Below are 16,868 nucleotides of genomic sequence, written 5' to 3' on the forward strand. Positions count from 1 at the left end.
CCCCATCATGAAGAAACCCGTTCTCGCCCTCCTGGCCGCCGGCGTCGTCGCCGCGCTGGGCCTCACCGCCTGCGGCTCCGCCACCTCATCCACCAGCGACGGCAAAGGCAAGGAGCTCGCGGGACTGACCGGCGTCTTCGGAGCCAAGGACTTCTCCGAGCAGTTCATCCTGTCCCACATCACCAGCCAGGTGCTTAACGCCCACGGCGCCGAAACCACCACCAACACCAGCGTGGTGGGCTCGGCCAACGTCCGCACCGCCTTTGAAACGGGGCAGTTCGCCGGTTACTGGGAGTACACAGGTACGTCCTGGATCACCTACAACAAGCAGACCACCCCGCTGAAGGACAAGAAGGAGATGTTCGACGCCGTCAAGGCCGCCGACGCCAAAAAGGGCATCGCCTGGCTGGACCCCGCGCCGCTCAACAACACTTATGCCTTCGCTATCCGGGAAGACAAAGCCAAGGAACTGAACATCAAATCCCTCTCCGACGTCGCCAAACTCCCGGCAAAGGAGCAGACATTCTGCCTGGAGAGCGAATTCTCCACCCGCGACGACGGCTGGCCGGGACTGCAGAAGGAGTACGGGCTGAGCCCGGAGGCGAAGGTCTCCATGCTGGACACCGGCGTCATCTACACCGCCACCCAGAAGGGCCAGGACTGCAACTTCGGCGAAGTCTTCGAAACGGACGGCCGTCTCGCGGCTCTCAAGCTTCAGGTAATGGAGGATGACAAGCACTTCTTCCCTATCTACCAGGGCGCCCTGACCATCAAGGCTGACGTCCTGGCCAAGTACCCGGCCATCGCCGACATCATGGCCAAGGTCTCCCCGAAGCTCACCACCGAGGTCATGCAGCAGCTCAACGCCAAGGCCGACGTCGACGGCGACGATCCGGACGAAATCGCCAAGGCATGGCTCGAATCCGAAGGACTGATCTAACCGTGACCACCCAAACACAGACCGTTGACCAGGCCCAGGTGCTTCCTCGGGACCAGACAGATGTCCAGATCGGCGAATCGTTCATCGGCGACGGCGTCAACGCAGCCCACGTCAACACCGTCCTGGGCCACCGCAACGGTCCCGCCGGCACCGCATGGGCCACAGCACTCGCCACACCCAGCGCGGGCCACGTCCCGTTCGTCACCGTCCTCCGTCCGTCCCTCCCGGTCAAGCCACTGACGCTCTTCGTCACCAAGGCCGCCCCCGCCAGCGACCAGCACGGCCTCCTGATCTGGGGCGCCGCCCAGGCCGGCATCGCCGCCGGCGTCGCGGACGCCCTGGCCAACGGCGCCGTCACCGAAGAGCAGGCCGACTCCCACGTGGTGATCGCCGCCGTCTGGGTCAACCCCTCCGCCGACGACGAAGACGCCGTTTACCGCAACAACCGCGAATCCGCCCGTACCGCACTGGAAAACGGTGCCCGGCACCTGCCCTCCACCGCGGCAGTGATCGAGGCACGCAACTCCCCGTCCAATCCCTTCTTCACCCCGCGAGGCTGACAGCAATGAAGATCACCGCAATCCGGCTGACCCGCATGGTCCTGCCGCTGGACCCGCCGTTCAACGCCGCCTGGGACCCGGAGCCCCGCACCTCGTTCCCGGCCACGCTGGTGGAGGTGGAGACGGACGAAGGCATCACCGGCGTCGGCTCCGGCGACACGATGGACGGATTCGAAGCCTACGAGCACCTGTTCATCGGCACCGACCCGATGGCCATCCTCAACCAGGTCCGCCGGATCGAAACGATCAACTTCCACGGCGGCCGCTACTGGCCCCTCGAAGCAGCGCTCTGGGACATCATCGGCAAAGTGGCTGGCCTCCCGGTTGCCACCCTGTTCGGCGGTGCCCGCGACCGGCTGGTGGCCTACGCATCCTCCGGGGAATTGAAGGCCCCGGCCGCCCGTGCCGAGTCGGCGCTCGCAGCCCAGGACCGCGGCTTCAAGGCCATGAAAATCCGCATCTCCCGCGACCGCCTCGAAGAAGGCGTCGAATCCGTCCGCGCCGCCCGCGAAGCCGTAGGCAGCGGCTTCGACCTCATGGTGGACCTGAACCAGATGTGGCGCATGAGCGGGGACATCGAACCGGCGCTGGAACTCGCCAAGGTCCACCGGCTGGCCTCCCAGCTGGCCGAACTCGACGTCCGCTGGCTGGAAGAGCCGCTCCCGCAGGCCGACATCAGGGGCGCGCAGCGGGTGCGCGAACAGACAGGCATCCAGGTGTCCGGCGGCGAAATGGTCCGCAGCATGGGCGAAATGATGGCCCTGATCGAAGCCGACGCCTACGACATCTACCAGCCCGACGTGGCGCTGGCCGTGGGCATGTACCGGGCGCGCCAGGTGGCCGAAACCGCTAACCTCAAACACCGCTTCTTCACCCCGCACACCTGGAGCAACGGCCTCGGCCTGCTGGCGAACCTGCACGTGGCTGCCGGCGTGGACGCCGGACCCTATCTGGAGTTCCCCTATGATCCGCCCGGCTGGACCCCGGAGCGCCGCGACTTCTTCATGGAGCCGCTGGACATCGACAGCGACGGTTCGCTGCGGGTTCCGGACCTGCCGGGCCTGGGCGCCGTCATCGACTACGACGCCGTCAAGAAATACTCGGTCTAAGGAACAGGCAATGACAGCAACAAAGAACGACTGGATCGCACGGGCCGCCGCCCAGCGCCCGGCCACGGGACTGTACATCGACGGCGGTTTCCGGGACGCCCGCAACGGCGACACCTTCCCCACGGTGTCGCCGCGGGACGGTTCGGTCACCGCCCACGTGGCGGCCGCGGGTGGGCAGGACGTGGACGACGCCGTCCAGGCGGCCCACCGGGCCTTCGAATCCGGTGCCTGGTCGCGGACCGACCGGCGCCACCGCCAGCAGGTCCTTACCCGGCTCGCCGACCTGATTCTCGAAAATCTCGAGGAACTCGCACTGCTCGAATCCACCGACAGCGGCCACCCGATCAGCAACGCCCTCGGCGTCGACGTCCCCAGCTGCGCCCGCACGTTCCGCTGGTACGCCGAAGCCCTGGACAAGGTCTACGACGACGTCGCGCCCACCCCGCGCAACGCCCTCGCGATCATTTCCCGGGAACCGCTGGGCGTGATCGGCGCCGTGGTGCCCTGGAACTACCCGCTGATCATCACCGCCTGGAAAGTGGCCCCCGCCCTCGCCGCCGGCAACTCCGTGGTCCTCAAGCCGTCCGAGCAGACCAGCCTCAGCGCCCTCCGCCTCGCCGAACTGGCCACCTTGGCTGGCGTCCCCGACGGCGTCTTCAACGTGGTCCCCGGCCTCGGCGAAGTGGCCGGCGCCGCCCTAGGTCGCCACCCGCTGGTGGACAAGATCACCTTCACCGGGTCCCCGGAGGTGGGCCGGTACTTCCAGCGCTACGCCTCCGAATCCAACGGCAAGCAGGTGGCCCTGGAACTCGGCGGCAAGTCGCCGCAGGTGGTGCTGCACGACGTCGGCGACATCGCCGCGTGCGCGTCCGCCGTCGCCTGGGGCATCTTCTACAACGCCGGTCAGACCTGCCACGGCGGCTCCCGCCTGCTGGTCGACGAACGCGTGCACGACGAACTGCTCGAAGAGGTCATCAAGGTGGGCCGCTCGCTCCAGCTCGGCGACCCCCTGGACCCCGCCACGCAGGTCGGCGCCATCATCGATGACCGGCAGCTTGAGAACATCCTGGGCTACTACGGAATCGCCGAATCCGAAGGCATCAGCGTCGCCACTGGCGGTACGAGGGTCCGGCCGGCCGGCGTCGAAAACGGCTTCTACCTGGAGCCCACGGTCCTGGACCGCGTCAACAACGCCGGGCGCATCGGCCAGGAGGAAATCTTCGGACCCGTCCTGGCCGTGAGCACGTTCCGCGGTGCCGCCGAGGGAGTCCGGATGGCCAACGACACCAAATACGGGCTCGCCGCGAGCGTCTGGACCCAGGACATCACCAAGGCCCACACGGCGGCGCGCGAACTGCGCGCCGGGACCGTCTGGGTGAACACCTTCGACGTCGCGGACATCATCACACCCTTCGGCGGATTCAAGGAATCCGGCTTCGGCAGGGACCGCTCGCTGCACGCCCTGGACGCCTACTCCGCCCTCAAAACCACCTGGATCAACCTGGGCGACGCAGCCCTGGACGACGCCTGACCTCCCGGAAGCGAGACCCCCACAAATGACTGCAACAACCCACACCCTCTCCGCCGCCGCGGCACCAGCACAAGCGCCCCTGCTGCCCGGAACCGCCCGCATCGGCTTCATCGGCCTGGGCAACATGGGCTCCGGCATGACCCGGAACCTGCAGGCCGCCGGCTTCCAGTTGATCGTCAACGACGTCCGCAAGGAATCCGCCGCGGAACTCCTCGCCAACGGCGCCGAGTGGGCGGACAGCGCCGCGGCCGTCGCCGCCGGCTCCGACGTCGTCATCACCATGCTGCCCACGCCCAAGCACGTCGAGACGGTGGCCCTCGCGCCGGGCGGCATCCTGGACGGACTGCCCGATGGCGGCACCTGGGTGGACATGTCCACTTCCGTCCCCGAGGTGGCCAACCGCGTCCGTGAGGCCGGCGCCGCCCGCGGCATCCGCGTCCTGGACGCCCCCGTCAGCGGCATGTCAGTGGGCGCTGCGAACGGCATGCTGCAGATCTTCGTCGGCGGCGAGAGCACCGACGTCGAACGCCTCCGACTGGTGTTCGAAGCCATGGGCGACCCCGAACGGATCCTGCACGTGGGCGGCCACGGCGCCGGCTACGCCGTGAAACTCATGATCAACCAGCTGTGGTTCTCCCACCTCGTGGCCACCGCCGAGGTCCTGAGCACCGGCGTCAAAGCCGGCGTGGACCTCGAAGTCCTCCGCCAGGCCCTCATCGCCAGCCCGGCCAATTCCAACTTCGTCGAAAACGATGTCCTGTCCATCCTCAACCACGGGGACTACGACGAAGGCTTCGCGATCGCCCTCGCGTGCAAGGACCTGGGACTCTCCGTGGACCTGGCCCGCTCGGTGGGTGTTCCGGTGGAACTGTCCTCCCTGGTGGAGCAGCTCTACCGCCGGGCCAAGGCCCTCTACGGCGACAATGCCGGCGAAATGACCCCCGTGAAACTTTACGAAGACGCCATCGGCGTGCAGCTGCGGACCGCAGCCGCCACCGAGGCCACCCCGGCAGAAGGAGCCTGACATGCACACCCGGATGCAGATCCACGCGGAGCTCGCCTCCACCGAACTGACCCTGGACCCCAAACCCACCGCGTACTTTGGCCGCGGCCGGGTGGCCGAGGTGGGCGGCATCGTGGCCTCGCTCGGCGCCAAATCGGCCCTGATCGTCACGGACCCGTTCCTCGCCACCACCGATGTGGTGTCAGCAGTCCGCACCTCGCTCGAGGCCGCGGGACTCTCGGTCACCGTGTTCGACGGCGTCACCCCCAACCCCACCACCACGTGCGTGGACGCCGGCTCCGACCTGGCCGCGGAATCCGGCGTGGACGTCCTGGTCCCGGTGGGCGGAGGCTCATCCATGGATGCGGCCAAGGGAATCTCCCTGGGCGCCGTGAACCCGGCCCGCGGGGCCGGCCTGGACTACAGCAACCAGTTCGCAAACCCGGCGCTGCCCATCGTGGCGGTCCCGACGACGGCCGGCACCGGCGCCGAGGTCAACGCCTTCGGTGTGGTCACTGACGTCGAAGCCCACCGCAAGTTCTACGTGGGTCACGAATCCGCGCTGCCCAAGGCCGCGGTCCTGGACCCGGAGCTGACCCTGGGCCTGCCGCCGAAAGCCACGGCCGCCACCGGCATGGACGCCCTGACGCACGCGGTCGAGTCGTACTCCTCCATCCGGCAGAACCCCTACTCCGACGGCATCGCCCTGCAGGTGGTGTCCATGGTGGCCGAATTCCTGCCCCGCGCCGTGGCTGACGGGACCGACATCGAAGCCCGGTCCCAGCTGCTTCTGGCGTCCCACATTGCCGGCGTCGGCTTCTCCCACACCGGCCTGGGCCTGGTGCACGCTATCGCCCACCCGCTGGGCGGCCGCTTCAACATCCCGCACGGCCTGGCCCTCTGCCTGGTGATCGAAGACGTGCTGCGGCTGAACCTCCGCAACCGCCTGGACCGGACCGCCCGCCTCGCCTTCGCGCTGGGCGTGGGGGACACCGCAGCCACTACGGGGACGAACGCGGAGGCAGCCGTCGCCGCCGTCGCCGCCCTGGCCCGCGAAGTGGGCATGACCGCACGGCTGGCCGATTTCGGCGTTACTGCAGCGGACCTCGACTCGCTGGTGGAGGACACCCTGGCCGACGCCGTCATCAACAACACCCCGGTGCCGCCCACCGCCGTCGAAATCCGCACCATCCTCGAGAAAGCGCTCTAAGTGGAAAACACCCTTGCCCCCGCCCTGGCCGAAACGTCCGTGACCGACAAAGAGCGGGAGTTCCTCGCGACACTGCCGACGCAGCTGTTCATCGACGGCGAGTGGACGGGCGCGTCCGACGGCGCCACGTCCGCCGTCGAGGATCCCTCCACCGGCGCCACCCTGGCGGAGATCGCCGACGCCTCCCCGGCCGACGGCGACTGCGCCCTTGCCGCCGCGGCCCGGGTCCAGGATTCCTGGGCGGCGACGCCGCCGCGCGAACGCGGCGAGATCCTGCGCCGCGCCTTCGAACTGGTCACCGCCCGGGCGGACGACTTCGCCCTGGCCATGACCCTGGAAATGGGCAAACCCCTGGCCGAATCCCGCGGCGAAGTGGCCTACGGCGCCGAGTTCCTGCGCTGGTTCTCTGAAGAAGCCGTCCGCATCTCCGGCCGCTACTCCACGGCACCGGACGGTAAGTCCCGGCTACTGGTCACCAAGCGCCCCGTGGGCCCGTGCCTGTTCATCACGCCGTGGAACTTCCCGCTGGCCATGGCCACCCGCAAGATCGCCCCGGCCATCGCGGCCGGCTGCACCATGGTGCTCAAGCCCGCCAACCTGACCCCGTTGACGGCGCTCCTGCTCACCGAAGTCTTCCGGGAAGCCGGCCTGCCTGCCGGCGTCCTGAACGTCATTCCCACCACGCGTCCGGGCGAGGTGACTGGACCCCTGATCCGGGACAGCCGCCTCCGCAAGCTCTCCTTCACCGGATCCACCGGCGTGGGTCGGCAACTCATCGCCGACTCCGCCCACCAGGTGCTGCGGACCTCCATGGAACTCGGCGGCAATGCTCCTTTCCTGGTATTCGAGGACGCAGACCTCGACGCTGCCCTGGACGGCGCCATGCTGGCCAAGCTGCGGAACATGGGCGAGGCCTGCACCGCTGCCAACCGCTTTATCGTGCATGAATCGCTGCTGGGCGAGTTCGGCCGGCGCCTCGCGGAACGGATGGCGTCCCTGAAGCTGGGCCGGGGATCGGCGGAAGGCACCAACATCGGGCCGCTGATCGATGCCAAGAGCCGGGCGAAGGTGGACGAACTGGTCCAGGACGCGGTCGCCGGGGGAGCCACGGCACTCACCGGCGGAGCGCCGTCGGACGGTGCCGGATACTTCTACCCGCCCACGGTACTCACCAATGTGCCCGCCACGGCCCGCATCCTGCAGGAGGAGGTGTTCGGTCCGGTGGCTCCCATCGTGAGTTTCCGGACCGAAGCCGAGGCGATCGCCTCGGCCAACGACACGGAGTTCGGCCTGGTGGCCTACGCCTACACCCGCGACCTCAACCGAGGGCTGCGGCTCTCCGAAAAGGTGGACGTGGGGATGTTCGGCCTGAACACCGGAATTGTGTCCAACCCGGCGGCCCCGTTCGGCGGCGTCAAGCAGTCCGGCCTGGGCCGCGAAGGCGGTACGGAGGGCATCGAGGAATACCTGGAGACCCGGTACATCGGAATCGCGGACCCGTCCTGATGCTTCGCATACTCGTCACGGGCGGCACCAGCGGGATCGGAGCCGCCCTGGTCCGCGAGTCCCTCCGCTCCGGGCACGCCGTGTTCACCACAGGGCGCGACGCCGGGAGGCTGGCGGAGTTCCTTGAGTCGTGTTCGGGCCTCGGGCCTGTCCACGGCTCTGTGGCCGACGCAGGGGACTGGGACCAGACCCGCGTCGCCGTGGCGGCCGCGGTGGAAACTATGGGCGGCCTCGACGTCGCGGTGGCCAATGCCGGGTTCTCGGCTCCCGGCGACCTGGCGGACGGCGACCCGGAGCGCTGGCGGGACATGGTGCTCACCAACGTCTACGGCCCGGCAGTCCTGGCGAAGGCTGCGCTCCCGGAGCTCATCACCAACCGCGGCCACTTCGTGCTGATGGGCAGCACGGCCGGCCGCAAGGTGTATCCGGGCAATCTGTACACCGCCACCAAATGGGCTGTCACCGGCTACGCGGAATCGCTCCGCCAGCAGGTCGTGGGCACCGGGGTCCGCGTACTGCACATTGCCCCGGGCCATGTGGACACGCCGCTGTGGACGGAAGCGCCCGACGCCGCCATCGCACCTGAATCCGTGGCCGGGGCGTTTCTTTGGGCTTTGTCCCAGCCCGCCGGCGTCGACGTCTCAGAAGTGGCGATACGGGCCACGGGTCAGGCCTTTTAGTCGACCATCAGTGGGCTCAGAGGCCACGCCCTGTGGGGGCCGATGCTTGGCAGGGATGTTTAGGGCAGACTGGTGGCGTGAGCGGAATCCGGTGGGTGCTGCATGTCGATCTCGACCAGTTCATCGCGGCGGTCGAAGTGCTCCGGCGGCCGGAGCTTGCGGGGAAGCCGGTCATTGTCGGCGGTCGGGGGGACCCCACGGAACGAGCGGTGGTATCGACCGCATCCTACGAGGCCAGGGCGTTCGGTGTGGGTTCCGGAATGCCCTTACGCATTGCGGCCCGGAAAGTGCCCGACGCTGTGATCCTGCCCGTCGATCAGGAGGCTTACCTCGCGGCGTCTGAAACGGTGATGGCCACCCTGCGAGCGCAGCCCGGCGCCACCGTGCAGGTGCTGGGTTGGGATGAAGCCTTTATGGGCACTGAGACAGAGAATCCGGAAGCCTACGCCCGGCAGGTGCAGGCCGCTGTCCTGGAGCGAACGCGGCTGCATTGCAGCGTGGGCATCGGTGACACGTTGGTCCGAGCCAAGGTCGCCACCGGTTTCGGCAAGCCGGCCGGCGTCTTCCGTCTCACTGCCGGGAACTGGCTCGACGTTATGGGCAGTCGGCCCACAATGGACCTGTGGGGTGTCGGAACCAAGGTGTCGGGCCGGCTGGCCAAGCTCGGCATCAATACAGTGGCCGAGCTCGCCGCCTCCGACCCCCAGAACCTGGTTCCGGAGTTTGGCCCCAGGATGGGTCCTTGGTACGCGGAGCTCGGACGCGGGGACGGCGCCAGCGTTGTGGACGATACTCCGTGGGTTGCCCGCGGGCACAGCCGGGAGACCACCTTCCAGCGGGACCTGACCGAGCCCGCCCAGGTGTACGACGCCGTGAGGGAGCTGACAGCTCGTGTCCTTGAGGATGTTGTGGCTGAAGGACGGCCCGTGGTTGGGCTGACTCTGAAGGTTCGGTACGCGCCGTTCGTGACCAAGAACCACGGGAGGAAGATTCCCCAGACATTCGACAGGGAGGAAATCCTCGCGCGGGCCTTGGGCCTCGCAGCAGGAATCGAAGCGGGCCGTCCGATCCGGCTCCTAGGCCTGCGGGCCGAAATGGCCATGCCCGACGATGCCCGAAAGGGACATACGCCTACGCGAGGCGGTTGGTGAGTGAGGTGAAGTGTTCCGTCTGGGTTTTATTGGCCGCCGTCCTGTGGTTGTGCGGGTGCACCAGTCCAAGCGGTCCGGTCACGGGGCATTCCGGGGATGTTGCCGGGGTGGTCCTGACCGCCCCGGTCTGTCCCGTCGAGCGTGTTGGTCAGGAGTGTCCACCGCGCCCAGTATCAGGGGCCGCGGTTGTGGCCTTGGACGGGGATGCCGTCCAGGGCTCAACACAAACTGATAGCACCGGTGCCTTCAATCTGACGCTGCCTGACGGTCGTTATATGATCAGGGCGACCAACGTCGGCGGTTACGCTTCGACGGCTACCGAGCTGGTGGTCATCTCGGACAGGCCCGTTCACATCACGCTGGTTGTTGACAGCGGGATTCGCTAAGCCTGGTGGCTATCGGGATGCTGATCAGTGCCGGCGCCGCAGTGCGGTGGGTCTCCATCGAGTCGAGCATGCTGCACTTCCCCTGCCGATCATTGTTCCGCTCCTCGGCCTGGGCGGGGCAGTCACTGCAGCTGTAGTGATCATCCTGATCGCGCTGAACTGATGCCGGGAGCTCCAGCTGCTCCCACGCACCAGGACCCCGGGCTCCAACCCGAGCGCGCGGTGCTTTCCTGGGGCCGGACCAGCATGGCTCTTTTTGCCGCCGCCTCCGGGTCCTCGTGCCGGGCTCTCAGCCGACAACTCTGGTGAGATCCGCGCCGTGGTGGCTGCCGCCGTCGTCCGGCATTTCCGCCGTGGCCCTGACGCCGCGGGGGAGTTCGACGTCCAGGGTATATCCCGTGCGACGGTCCAGGCTGATGCGGCTTTGAGGTGTCCCGACGGCGGCGCTCGCCGGGGTGATTCCCCCACCGGGCTGCGGGGCCAAGGTCACCGTGCCGTACTCAGCCCATCAGTCGAGTACCAACGTCCCCAGCCAGCTTGCCTCAGCGGGCCGCTGCCGCCTCCTTGATTATTGAAGCCACAGCTTTGCGGCTATGAGATATGAACCGAGTGGCCTGCTGCGACTTCGGACACGGTTGAACCGGCTCGTCCCGCCATGGCATGTTGCGCGGCCGGTGGGATCATCCGGTCAGCGGAGGCGACCAGGGACCTGCGAGTGAGATGGCGCGTCCTTGACCAGCTGCGGACGCGGTTCGGCGGGACGTCAGGTTTCCCTGTTCCGGCGGGAGAACTCGCGGTGGAGTTTGTTCCTGGCGCCGTGTTCGACAAGGGTCGGGATGTAGGTCCGGATCCGGCCGGCATCCAATGTTTCGTATTCCTCTGTGACGACGCGGACGACCACCGGCCGGGGTGCGTCGGGATAGCGTGCGGCGAGCAGGTCGCTGACTTTGGTGATGGTGTCGTGCTTCTCCGTATCTTCCATCCAACTAGTTTGATACCGGAGACGTGTGGCGTCTATCACATTTTGCAGGGAGGGGAGCGCTGAAGACCCGCTCGGCGCGCGCGCACGTCCGGTTCCGTTACGGTGTCAGGATCCCGGGCGCCCGGGCCATTCCTTGCCGGCCCACGGGTCGTAGTCGGCGATGAGCCCCTCCTGTGGCGGACGCTCCGGTTCGGGGACGTGCTGCAGGTTCACCCGCACCCGGTACCAGAGCGAGCTTGATCCGCGCATTCCGTCGACGAGCACGTCGGCGGGGTGCAGGGCCGGGGTGACGTCCGCATGCCGGGACTTCCACACGTCGAGTGCCGCGAGCGCCTCGGGCTTGGTCCTGGTGCGGGCCACCTCGATGAGCGGCATCAGCGACTGCCGGCGGCCGGAGCCGTCACCGCTGCGCGGCGGCTTCTCGGCGGGGCCGAGCTCGGCCGCCAGTGCCAGAAGTCTATCGAGTGTGCCAACCGCGTCATCGATGCCTGCGTGGGGGTCCCCCACGTCGGCGAAGCGCCCGGGCACCGTGCGGACCGTGAACTGTTCCGGCCGGATGGAGCGGACCTCTTCCCAGGTGAGCGGCGTCGAGACCCGGGCGTCGGGCAGGGGCCGGATCGAGTACGCCGATGCCACGGTGCGGTCCTTGGCGTTCTGGTTGAAGTCGACGAACACGCTTTCGCCGCGCTCTTCCTTCCACCAGCGCGCGGTAGCGAGGCCGGGAGCGCGGTTTTCGACCTCGCGGGCGAGGGTCTCGGCGGCGAGCCGCACCTCGCGGAACGACCACTGCGCCGCGATGCGCACCAGGATGTGCAGTCCGCGCGATCCGCTCGTCTTCGGCCACCCCACCAGCCCCACGTCGTCGAGCACCTCCCGCGCGACATATGCGACATCAACGATCTGGGACCAGCCGACGCCTGGCATAGGATCGAGGTCCACCCGGAGCTCGTCCGGGTGTTCGAGGTCCTCAGCGCGCACGGGATGCGGGTTGAGGTCCAGGCAGCCAAGATTCACCACCCACGCCAGGCCTGCGGCATCCCGGATGACGGCCTCCTCGGCTGATGTCCCCGACGCGTAGTGCAGCGTTGCTGTGTCGATGAAGTCGGGGTGGTTTTCGGGCACCCGTTTTTGGAAGAACGGTTCAGCGGCGATGCCCTTCGGGAAGCGCTTGAGCACCATGGGCCGGCCGCCGGCGCCGCGCAGCGCACCATCCGCGACGGCGAGGTAGTAGCGGACCAGGTCGAGCTTCGTCAGCCCGGGCTCGGGAAAAACCACTTTGTCCGGACTTGAGATGCGTACCTCGGCGCCGGCAATGTCGAGGATTTCGGCCGGGGTCTTCGACGGGCTCATGGCGCCACGCTAGCAACGATCGTTTGTCCCAGCCAGACCCCGTGCGGAATGGCTGCATCAGGAGGGACCGCCAAAGCGGGAGCCTCGTCCTTTATGTTCGCGCAGTTCAAAGCAGGAGGACCACGCCGACTGCCGCCAGCCAAAGTGACCACACCACGCAGATCACCGGCGTCAGCGTCGCGGCCGGCTTCCAGCCATGCGGTTCGAACGATCCCACAAATTCCAGCGAGCACAGTGTAACGCCCGACGGCGGCGCTCACCGGGGGAGCGGACGGCCCGGTTCCGGCGCCGTGAACGCGGCGGAGGACAATGCCCGTAACGACAGTGGCCACCACCGCCACTGGAGCCGAACGCGACATAGCCGCGGTCGTCGTCGACGATTACATTGGCGGTGACCGTCCAGCCGAGGGCTTGGCCAACTCCTCGCCGGGATCTCCGTCACCGCATAACGGCGGCGACCGCGCTGATCTCGACCAGTGCGCCGGGGACGCCCAGCGCCGCGACACGCGCTCCGGTCACCAGGGCCGGTTCGTCGGACGCGAGTTCCGAAGCGATCGCCCCGTACGCCGCCGCGAGGTCCACCCCATCGACGAAGAGCACTGTCCATTGCACAACGTCGCCGAGGGTAGCGCCGGCTGCGGCGAGCGCGGTCCGCGCGTTCTCAAGGGCTCGGGCAGACTGGACGGCCACGTCGCCCTCCCCGACGAGTACGCCGTCGGCGTCGACGGCGTTCTGCCCGCCGACGTAGATGGTAGTCGCGCCGGGCGGCACGATGGCGACGTGGCTGAAGGCCGGGCTCGAGATGAGCCCCTGGGGGCGGATGCGCTGTATGGATGCCATGCCTGTATGTTCTCACCGACCCCAGGCCGAGGCGGCCCTCGAAACATAGCGATGCTTCATCGGGACGGCTGCGTACTGCCTTCAACCATTGCGGCACCGTTCATGCGCAATTTGCACACGGGGATGCTTTGGCGGATACGCTCAAGCAGTCGCGCGGGAAACGCGAACGTCGCGCCGTGAAGAACACCGATCCATTACGCCTGGCGCAGATAACAACGTCCGGCATCCTCTGGGCCACGGGCGATCTGACTCCCTGGGAATCCTCCCGGGGTTGGTGGACCGTCTACGGCACGCTCACCGACGCGGCGTGCCTGGTCCTGCTGGTGCTGCTGCTCCGCCGGGAAGGACTGCGCCTCCGCGACGTGTTCGGTCTCACCCGCACCAACTGGGGCCCTCAACTGCGTGCCATCCCCGTGTACTTGCTAGCCCTGCTGCCCGCCGTCGCGGCCGCAAGCCCGGCCACCCTTCCCTTTTACGGGCCCCGAGCCCTCCCGCCCCAGGTCACAGCCATTCACCTGCCGCTGTGGGCTGCCATCTACAGCAGCACCCTGTAGCCCGTGATCTGGGCGTTCACTGAAACAATGGTCTATCTCGGCTTCTTGCTGCCACGCCTTCAGGCGTTCACGGGCAGCGGCTGGAAGGGGGCAGCCGTCGTTGTCTGCTTCTGGAGTGCTCAGCACCTGGTGATCCGCTTCATTCCCGACGGAACCTACCTCATCTCACGGTTACTTGGTGCACCCCTGGTCACCGCAGGTCTGACACTGACCTTCGTGCGTCTCCGCCGCCGGCTCCTGGCATCCACCGCCGTCCACTGGCTGAGCGACGCCTCCACGGCGATCCTTGCCGCCTTCGTCCTCACCCGCTGACGACGAGCGGGCGGCCAAGCCCACACGCGGTGAAACTATGTTTCCCGCAGCAGTTCCCGCGTCAGTAGCTGGCGGGGGTTTCGCCGTCGGAGGCCTTAGTGAATGCGGCGGCGAGTGCCTCGGAGCCGCGGGCCAGGAGGGCGACGTCGGCGCCCACCAGTACGAAGGTGGCGCCGGCCGCCAGGTAGCTGTGGGCGGTGGTGGGGTTGAAGGCGTTGACGCCCGCGGGCTTCCCGGCCGCTTTTGCGGCCGCAAGGCAGCGTTCGACGGCGGCGCGCACCTTAGGGTGTTCCTGCTGTCCCAGCACGCCCATGGAAGCGGCGAGGTCTGAGGGGCCCAGGAAGATGGCGTCCACGCCGTCCACGGCCAGGATCTCCTCGACGGCTTCGACGGCCGCCGTCGATTCGATCTGCACGGTGACGCTGACGGTTTCTGACGCCCGGGCGAGGTAGTCCGGGACACGGTTCCAGCGTGAGGCCCGGGCCAGGGCGGACCCCACGCCGCGGACGCCGTGCGGAGGATAGCGGGTGGCGGCCACGGCAGCTTCCGCCGCCTGCACCGAGTTCACCATCGGGACCAGCAGGTTCTGCACGCCCAGGTCCAGGTACTGCTTAATCAGCACGGTGTCGTTGACCGGCGGCCGAACCAGGACCTGGACCGGGTAGCCGTTGACGGCCTGGAGCTGGGCCAGGATGGATTCGAGGCCGTTGGGGCTGTGTTCGGCGTCGATCAGGAGCCAGTCCAGGCCGGATCCGGCGCAGAGTTCGGCGATCAGCGGGCTGCCGGAGCAGACCCACATCCCCGCCAGGGGACGGTCAGCCGTGGCGAGGGCGTCGCGGAACGTGTCCGCGTCGTCAGGATTTCCGGGTTCTACTCGAAGCGGCATGTGATGGCCCCCAATGGTCCGTAGTCGGCGTGGACGGTGTCGCCTTTATACACCCACAGTGGGCGGGTGAAGGAGCCGGCGAGGATGATGTCCCCGGCCTTCATCCCGTCGCCGTGGGCGGCGATTTTGTTGGCGAGCCAGTGTACGCCGTTGGCGGGGTGGTCCAGGACGCCGGCTGCTACCCCGGTTTCCTCCACGGTCTGGTTTTTGTAGAGGATTGCCGAGACCCAGCGGAGGTCCACGGCGTCGGGCTTTACCGGGTTGCCGCCGATCACCATGGCGCCCATCGCGGCGTTGTCCGCGATGGTGTCCACGATGGTCCGGCCCTCCATCTCGATCCGGGAGTCCAGGATCTCCAGGGCCGGCACCACGTAGTCCGTGGCGTCCAGGACGTCGAAGATGGTGCAGCCGGGTCCGGACAGGTCCTTCTTCAGCACAAATGCCAGTTCAACTTCCACCCGGGGATGGGTGTACTGGTCCCACTCCACCGAGCAGCCGGATCCGAGCACCATGTCATCGAAGATGGCGCCGTAGTCCGGCTCGGTGATGCCGGTGGCGGCCTGCATGGCCTTGGACGTGAGGCCGATCTTGCGGCCCACCAGCGTGCGGCCGGCGTCCTCGTTGCGCCGCCGCCACAGCTGCTGGACGGCGTAGGAGTCCTCGACCGTCATCCCCGGGTAGCGGGCCGTGAGGCGGGGGACCGGGGTGCGGGTCCGGCCGGCTTCCAGGAGTTCGTCGGCGATGGCCTCTATCGTCTTCTCGTCCAGCATGGCTACAGCTGCGCCCCGAGCTTGAAGCCTTCGGCTGTGCTTTCGGCGTCTTTGCGGGTGTAGGAGAAGCCGTCGGCGCCCACGGTGACCGCCATTTCGCTCTTTTCCTCACGCACGATGACGGGCTGGGGGTTGCCGTCGAGGTCCAGGACCAGGGAGGCTTCGGTGTACCAGGACGGGACCACGGGGTTGCCCCACCAGTCGCGGCGCTGGTTGTCATGGACGTCCCAGGTGATGACGGGGTTGTCGGGGTCGCCGGTGTAGTAGTCCTGGGTGTAGATCTCGATCCGGTGGCCGTCGGGGTCCAGGATGTAGAGGTAGAACGCGTTGGACACGCCGTGCCGGCCGGGGCCGCGTTCGATCCGGTCGCTGATGCGCAGGGCGCCCATCTTGTCGCAGATCTGGATGATGTTGTGCTTCTCGTGGGTGGCGAACGCGATGTGGTGCATGCGCGGGCCGTTGCCGCCGGTCAGGGCGGTGTCGTGCACGGTCTGCTTGCGGTGCATCCAAACCGCGTACGTGATGCCGTCGGAGTCCTGGATGTCCTCGGAGACGCGGAAGCCGAGGTCCTCGAGGTACTTGCGGCCGCGGGGCACGTCCGGGGTGACCTGGTTGAAGTGGTCCAGGCGGACCAGTTCGCCGGCGGAGTAGAGGTCGTAGCGCTGGGTGAGGCGCTCCACGTGCTCCACGTCGTAGAAGAACTCGTAAGGGAAGCCCAGCGGGTCCTCCACCCGGACGGAATCGCCCACGCCCTTGGTGAAGCCCTCCTTGCGGCGTTCGGTGCGGCAGCCCAGTTCCTGGTAATAGGCCTCGGCGGCGTCCACCTCGGCGGGGGACTTCACCCGGTAGGCAAAAGCGGCGACGGCGGCGACGGGTCCCTTGCGGAGCACCAGGTTGTGATGGATGAACTCCTCCAGGGACCGCAGGTAGATGTTGTTCTCATCTTCCTCGGTCACGTGCAGGCCCAGGACGTCCACGTAGAACGCGCGGGACTTGGCGAGGTCGGTGACCACGATTTCCATGTAGGCACAGCGGACGATGTCCGGAGCCGGGACGGTGGGGATGGGAACGAAGTCAGTCATGGGAGTCTCTCTTCTT

20 protein-coding genes are annotated in these 16,868 nt (G+C 67.7%); 13 read left to right on the plus strand and 7 right to left on the minus strand.

From position 1 onward, the window contains the following. The first annotated feature begins 7 nt into the window (after positions 1–7). The 11 genes from CXR02_RS07220 (at position 8) to CXR02_RS22100 (ending at position 10,385) form a co-directional block, all read left to right on the plus strand. On the plus strand, positions 8–940 hold the full coding sequence (locus tag CXR02_RS07220) for a glycine betaine ABC transporter substrate-binding protein (RefSeq protein ID WP_104061506.1): 933 nt from the start codon (positions 8–10) through the stop codon (positions 938–940). A 2-nt stretch (positions 941–942) separates the two neighbouring features. After that, the gene (gene fae, locus CXR02_RS07225) at positions 943–1,500 is read left to right on the plus strand and encodes a formaldehyde-activating enzyme (protein WP_258060858.1); all 558 of its coding nucleotides are present in this window, start codon (positions 943–945) and stop codon (positions 1,498–1,500) included. 5 nt (positions 1,501–1,505) lie between these two features. After that, a complete protein-coding gene (locus CXR02_RS07230) occupies positions 1,506–2,609 on the plus strand; it encodes a mandelate racemase/muconate lactonizing enzyme family protein (RefSeq protein WP_104061352.1) in 1,104 nt (367 codons plus the stop codon). Positions 2,610–2,619: 10 nt separating this feature from the next. Continuing rightward, a complete protein-coding gene (locus CXR02_RS07235; protein WP_104061353.1) occupies positions 2,620–4,140 on the plus strand; it encodes an aldehyde dehydrogenase in 1,521 nt (506 codons plus the stop codon). A gap of 25 nt (positions 4,141–4,165) precedes the next feature. Further along, entirely contained in the window at positions 4,166–5,164 is a 999-nt protein-coding gene (locus CXR02_RS07240; protein ID WP_104061354.1) for an NAD(P)-dependent oxidoreductase, read from the plus strand. Between the two features lies 1 nt (position 5,165). Continuing rightward, positions 5,166–6,353 (plus strand): iron-containing alcohol dehydrogenase family protein, encoded by a 1,188-nt coding sequence (locus CXR02_RS07245; RefSeq protein ID WP_104061355.1) that lies wholly within the window; start codon positions 5,166–5,168, stop codon positions 6,351–6,353. Beyond that, positions 6,354–7,859: an NAD-dependent succinate-semialdehyde dehydrogenase gene (locus tag CXR02_RS07250; protein ID WP_258060859.1), complete on the plus strand. Its 1,506-nt coding sequence runs from the start codon at positions 6,354–6,356 to the stop codon at positions 7,857–7,859. After that, complete coding sequence (locus tag CXR02_RS07255; protein ID WP_104061356.1) at positions 7,859–8,539, plus strand: SDR family oxidoreductase; 681 nt, start codon at positions 7,859–7,861, stop codon at positions 8,537–8,539. Before CXR02_RS07250 ends, CXR02_RS07255 begins: the two co-directional genes overlap by 1 nt. 95 nt (positions 8,540–8,634) lie before the next feature. Next, positions 8,635–9,690: a DNA polymerase IV gene (locus tag CXR02_RS07260; protein ID WP_104061508.1), complete on the plus strand. Its 1,056-nt coding sequence runs from the start codon at positions 8,635–8,637 to the stop codon at positions 9,688–9,690. A 107-nt stretch (positions 9,691–9,797) separates the two neighbouring features. After that, positions 9,798–10,076 (plus strand): carboxypeptidase-like regulatory domain-containing protein, encoded by a 279-nt coding sequence (locus CXR02_RS22335; RefSeq protein WP_258060860.1) that lies wholly within the window; start codon positions 9,798–9,800, stop codon positions 10,074–10,076. A 162-nt stretch (positions 10,077–10,238) separates the two neighbouring features. After that, entirely contained in the window at positions 10,239–10,385 is a 147-nt protein-coding gene (locus tag CXR02_RS22100; RefSeq protein WP_146072485.1) for a DUF202 domain-containing protein, read from the plus strand. Here CXR02_RS22100 and CXR02_RS22105 read toward each other — a convergent pair. The 4 genes from CXR02_RS22105 to CXR02_RS07285 all read right to left on the minus strand — a co-directional run bounded on the left by CXR02_RS22105 (position 10,366) and on the right by CXR02_RS07285 (position 13,248). After that, complete coding sequence (locus CXR02_RS22105; RefSeq protein WP_146072486.1) at positions 10,366–10,566, minus strand: hypothetical protein; 201 nt, start codon at positions 10,564–10,566, stop codon at positions 10,366–10,368. The two genes, CXR02_RS22100 and CXR02_RS22105, sit on opposite strands and share 20 nt — an antisense overlap. 273 nt (positions 10,567–10,839) lie before the next feature. Next, positions 10,840–11,058 (minus strand): three-helix bundle dimerization domain-containing protein, encoded by a 219-nt coding sequence (locus CXR02_RS07275; RefSeq protein ID WP_104061358.1) that lies wholly within the window; start codon positions 11,056–11,058, stop codon positions 10,840–10,842. A 105-nt stretch (positions 11,059–11,163) separates the two neighbouring features. After that, the gene (gene ligD, locus CXR02_RS07280) at positions 11,164–12,408 is read right to left on the minus strand and encodes a non-homologous end-joining DNA ligase (RefSeq protein ID WP_104061359.1); all 1,245 of its coding nucleotides are present in this window, start codon (positions 12,406–12,408) and stop codon (positions 11,164–11,166) included. Between the two features lie 438 nt (positions 12,409–12,846). Continuing rightward, positions 12,847–13,248, minus strand: coding sequence for a RidA family protein (locus CXR02_RS07285; RefSeq protein ID WP_104061360.1), 402 nt, complete (start codon positions 13,246–13,248; stop codon positions 12,847–12,849). 176 nt (positions 13,249–13,424) lie between these two features. On the opposite strand from CXR02_RS07285, the gene CXR02_RS07290 reads away from it, so the two are divergent. Then, positions 13,425–13,802 carry a hypothetical protein gene (locus CXR02_RS07290; RefSeq protein ID WP_104061361.1) on the plus strand — a complete coding sequence of 126 codons (378 nt, stop codon included), beginning with the start codon at positions 13,425–13,427 and terminating at the stop codon, positions 13,800–13,802. Positions 13,803–13,805: 3 nt separating this feature from the next. Then, positions 13,806–14,114, plus strand: coding sequence for a CPBP family glutamic-type intramembrane protease (locus CXR02_RS07295; protein WP_181037155.1), 309 nt, complete (start codon positions 13,806–13,808; stop codon positions 14,112–14,114). Between the two features lie 61 nt (positions 14,115–14,175). On the opposite strand, the gene CXR02_RS07300 is transcribed toward CXR02_RS07295, so the two are convergent. Genes CXR02_RS07300 through hpaD form a run of 3 tightly spaced genes read right to left on the minus strand, consistent with a single transcriptional unit; the run spans position 14,176 to position 16,852 of the window. Then, positions 14,176–15,000, minus strand: a complete 825-nt coding sequence (locus tag CXR02_RS07300; RefSeq protein WP_181037156.1) for an HpcH/HpaI aldolase/citrate lyase family protein — start codon at positions 14,998–15,000, stop codon at positions 14,176–14,178. Then, positions 14,985–15,770, minus strand: coding sequence for a 2-oxo-hept-4-ene-1,7-dioate hydratase (gene hpaH, locus CXR02_RS07305; RefSeq protein WP_104061363.1), 786 nt, complete (start codon positions 15,768–15,770; stop codon positions 14,985–14,987). The genes CXR02_RS07300 and hpaH overlap by 16 nt, the downstream gene beginning before the upstream one ends. A 2-nt stretch (positions 15,771–15,772) precedes the next feature. Beyond that, positions 15,773–16,852: a 3,4-dihydroxyphenylacetate 2,3-dioxygenase gene (gene hpaD, locus CXR02_RS07310; protein ID WP_104061364.1), complete on the minus strand. Its 1,080-nt coding sequence runs from the start codon at positions 16,850–16,852 to the stop codon at positions 15,773–15,775. Positions 16,853–16,868: the final 16 nt, after the last annotated feature.

The organism is Arthrobacter sp. 4R501 (assembly GCF_002929755.1).
Classification (GTDB): domain Bacteria; phylum Actinomycetota; class Actinomycetes; order Actinomycetales; family Micrococcaceae; genus Arthrobacter.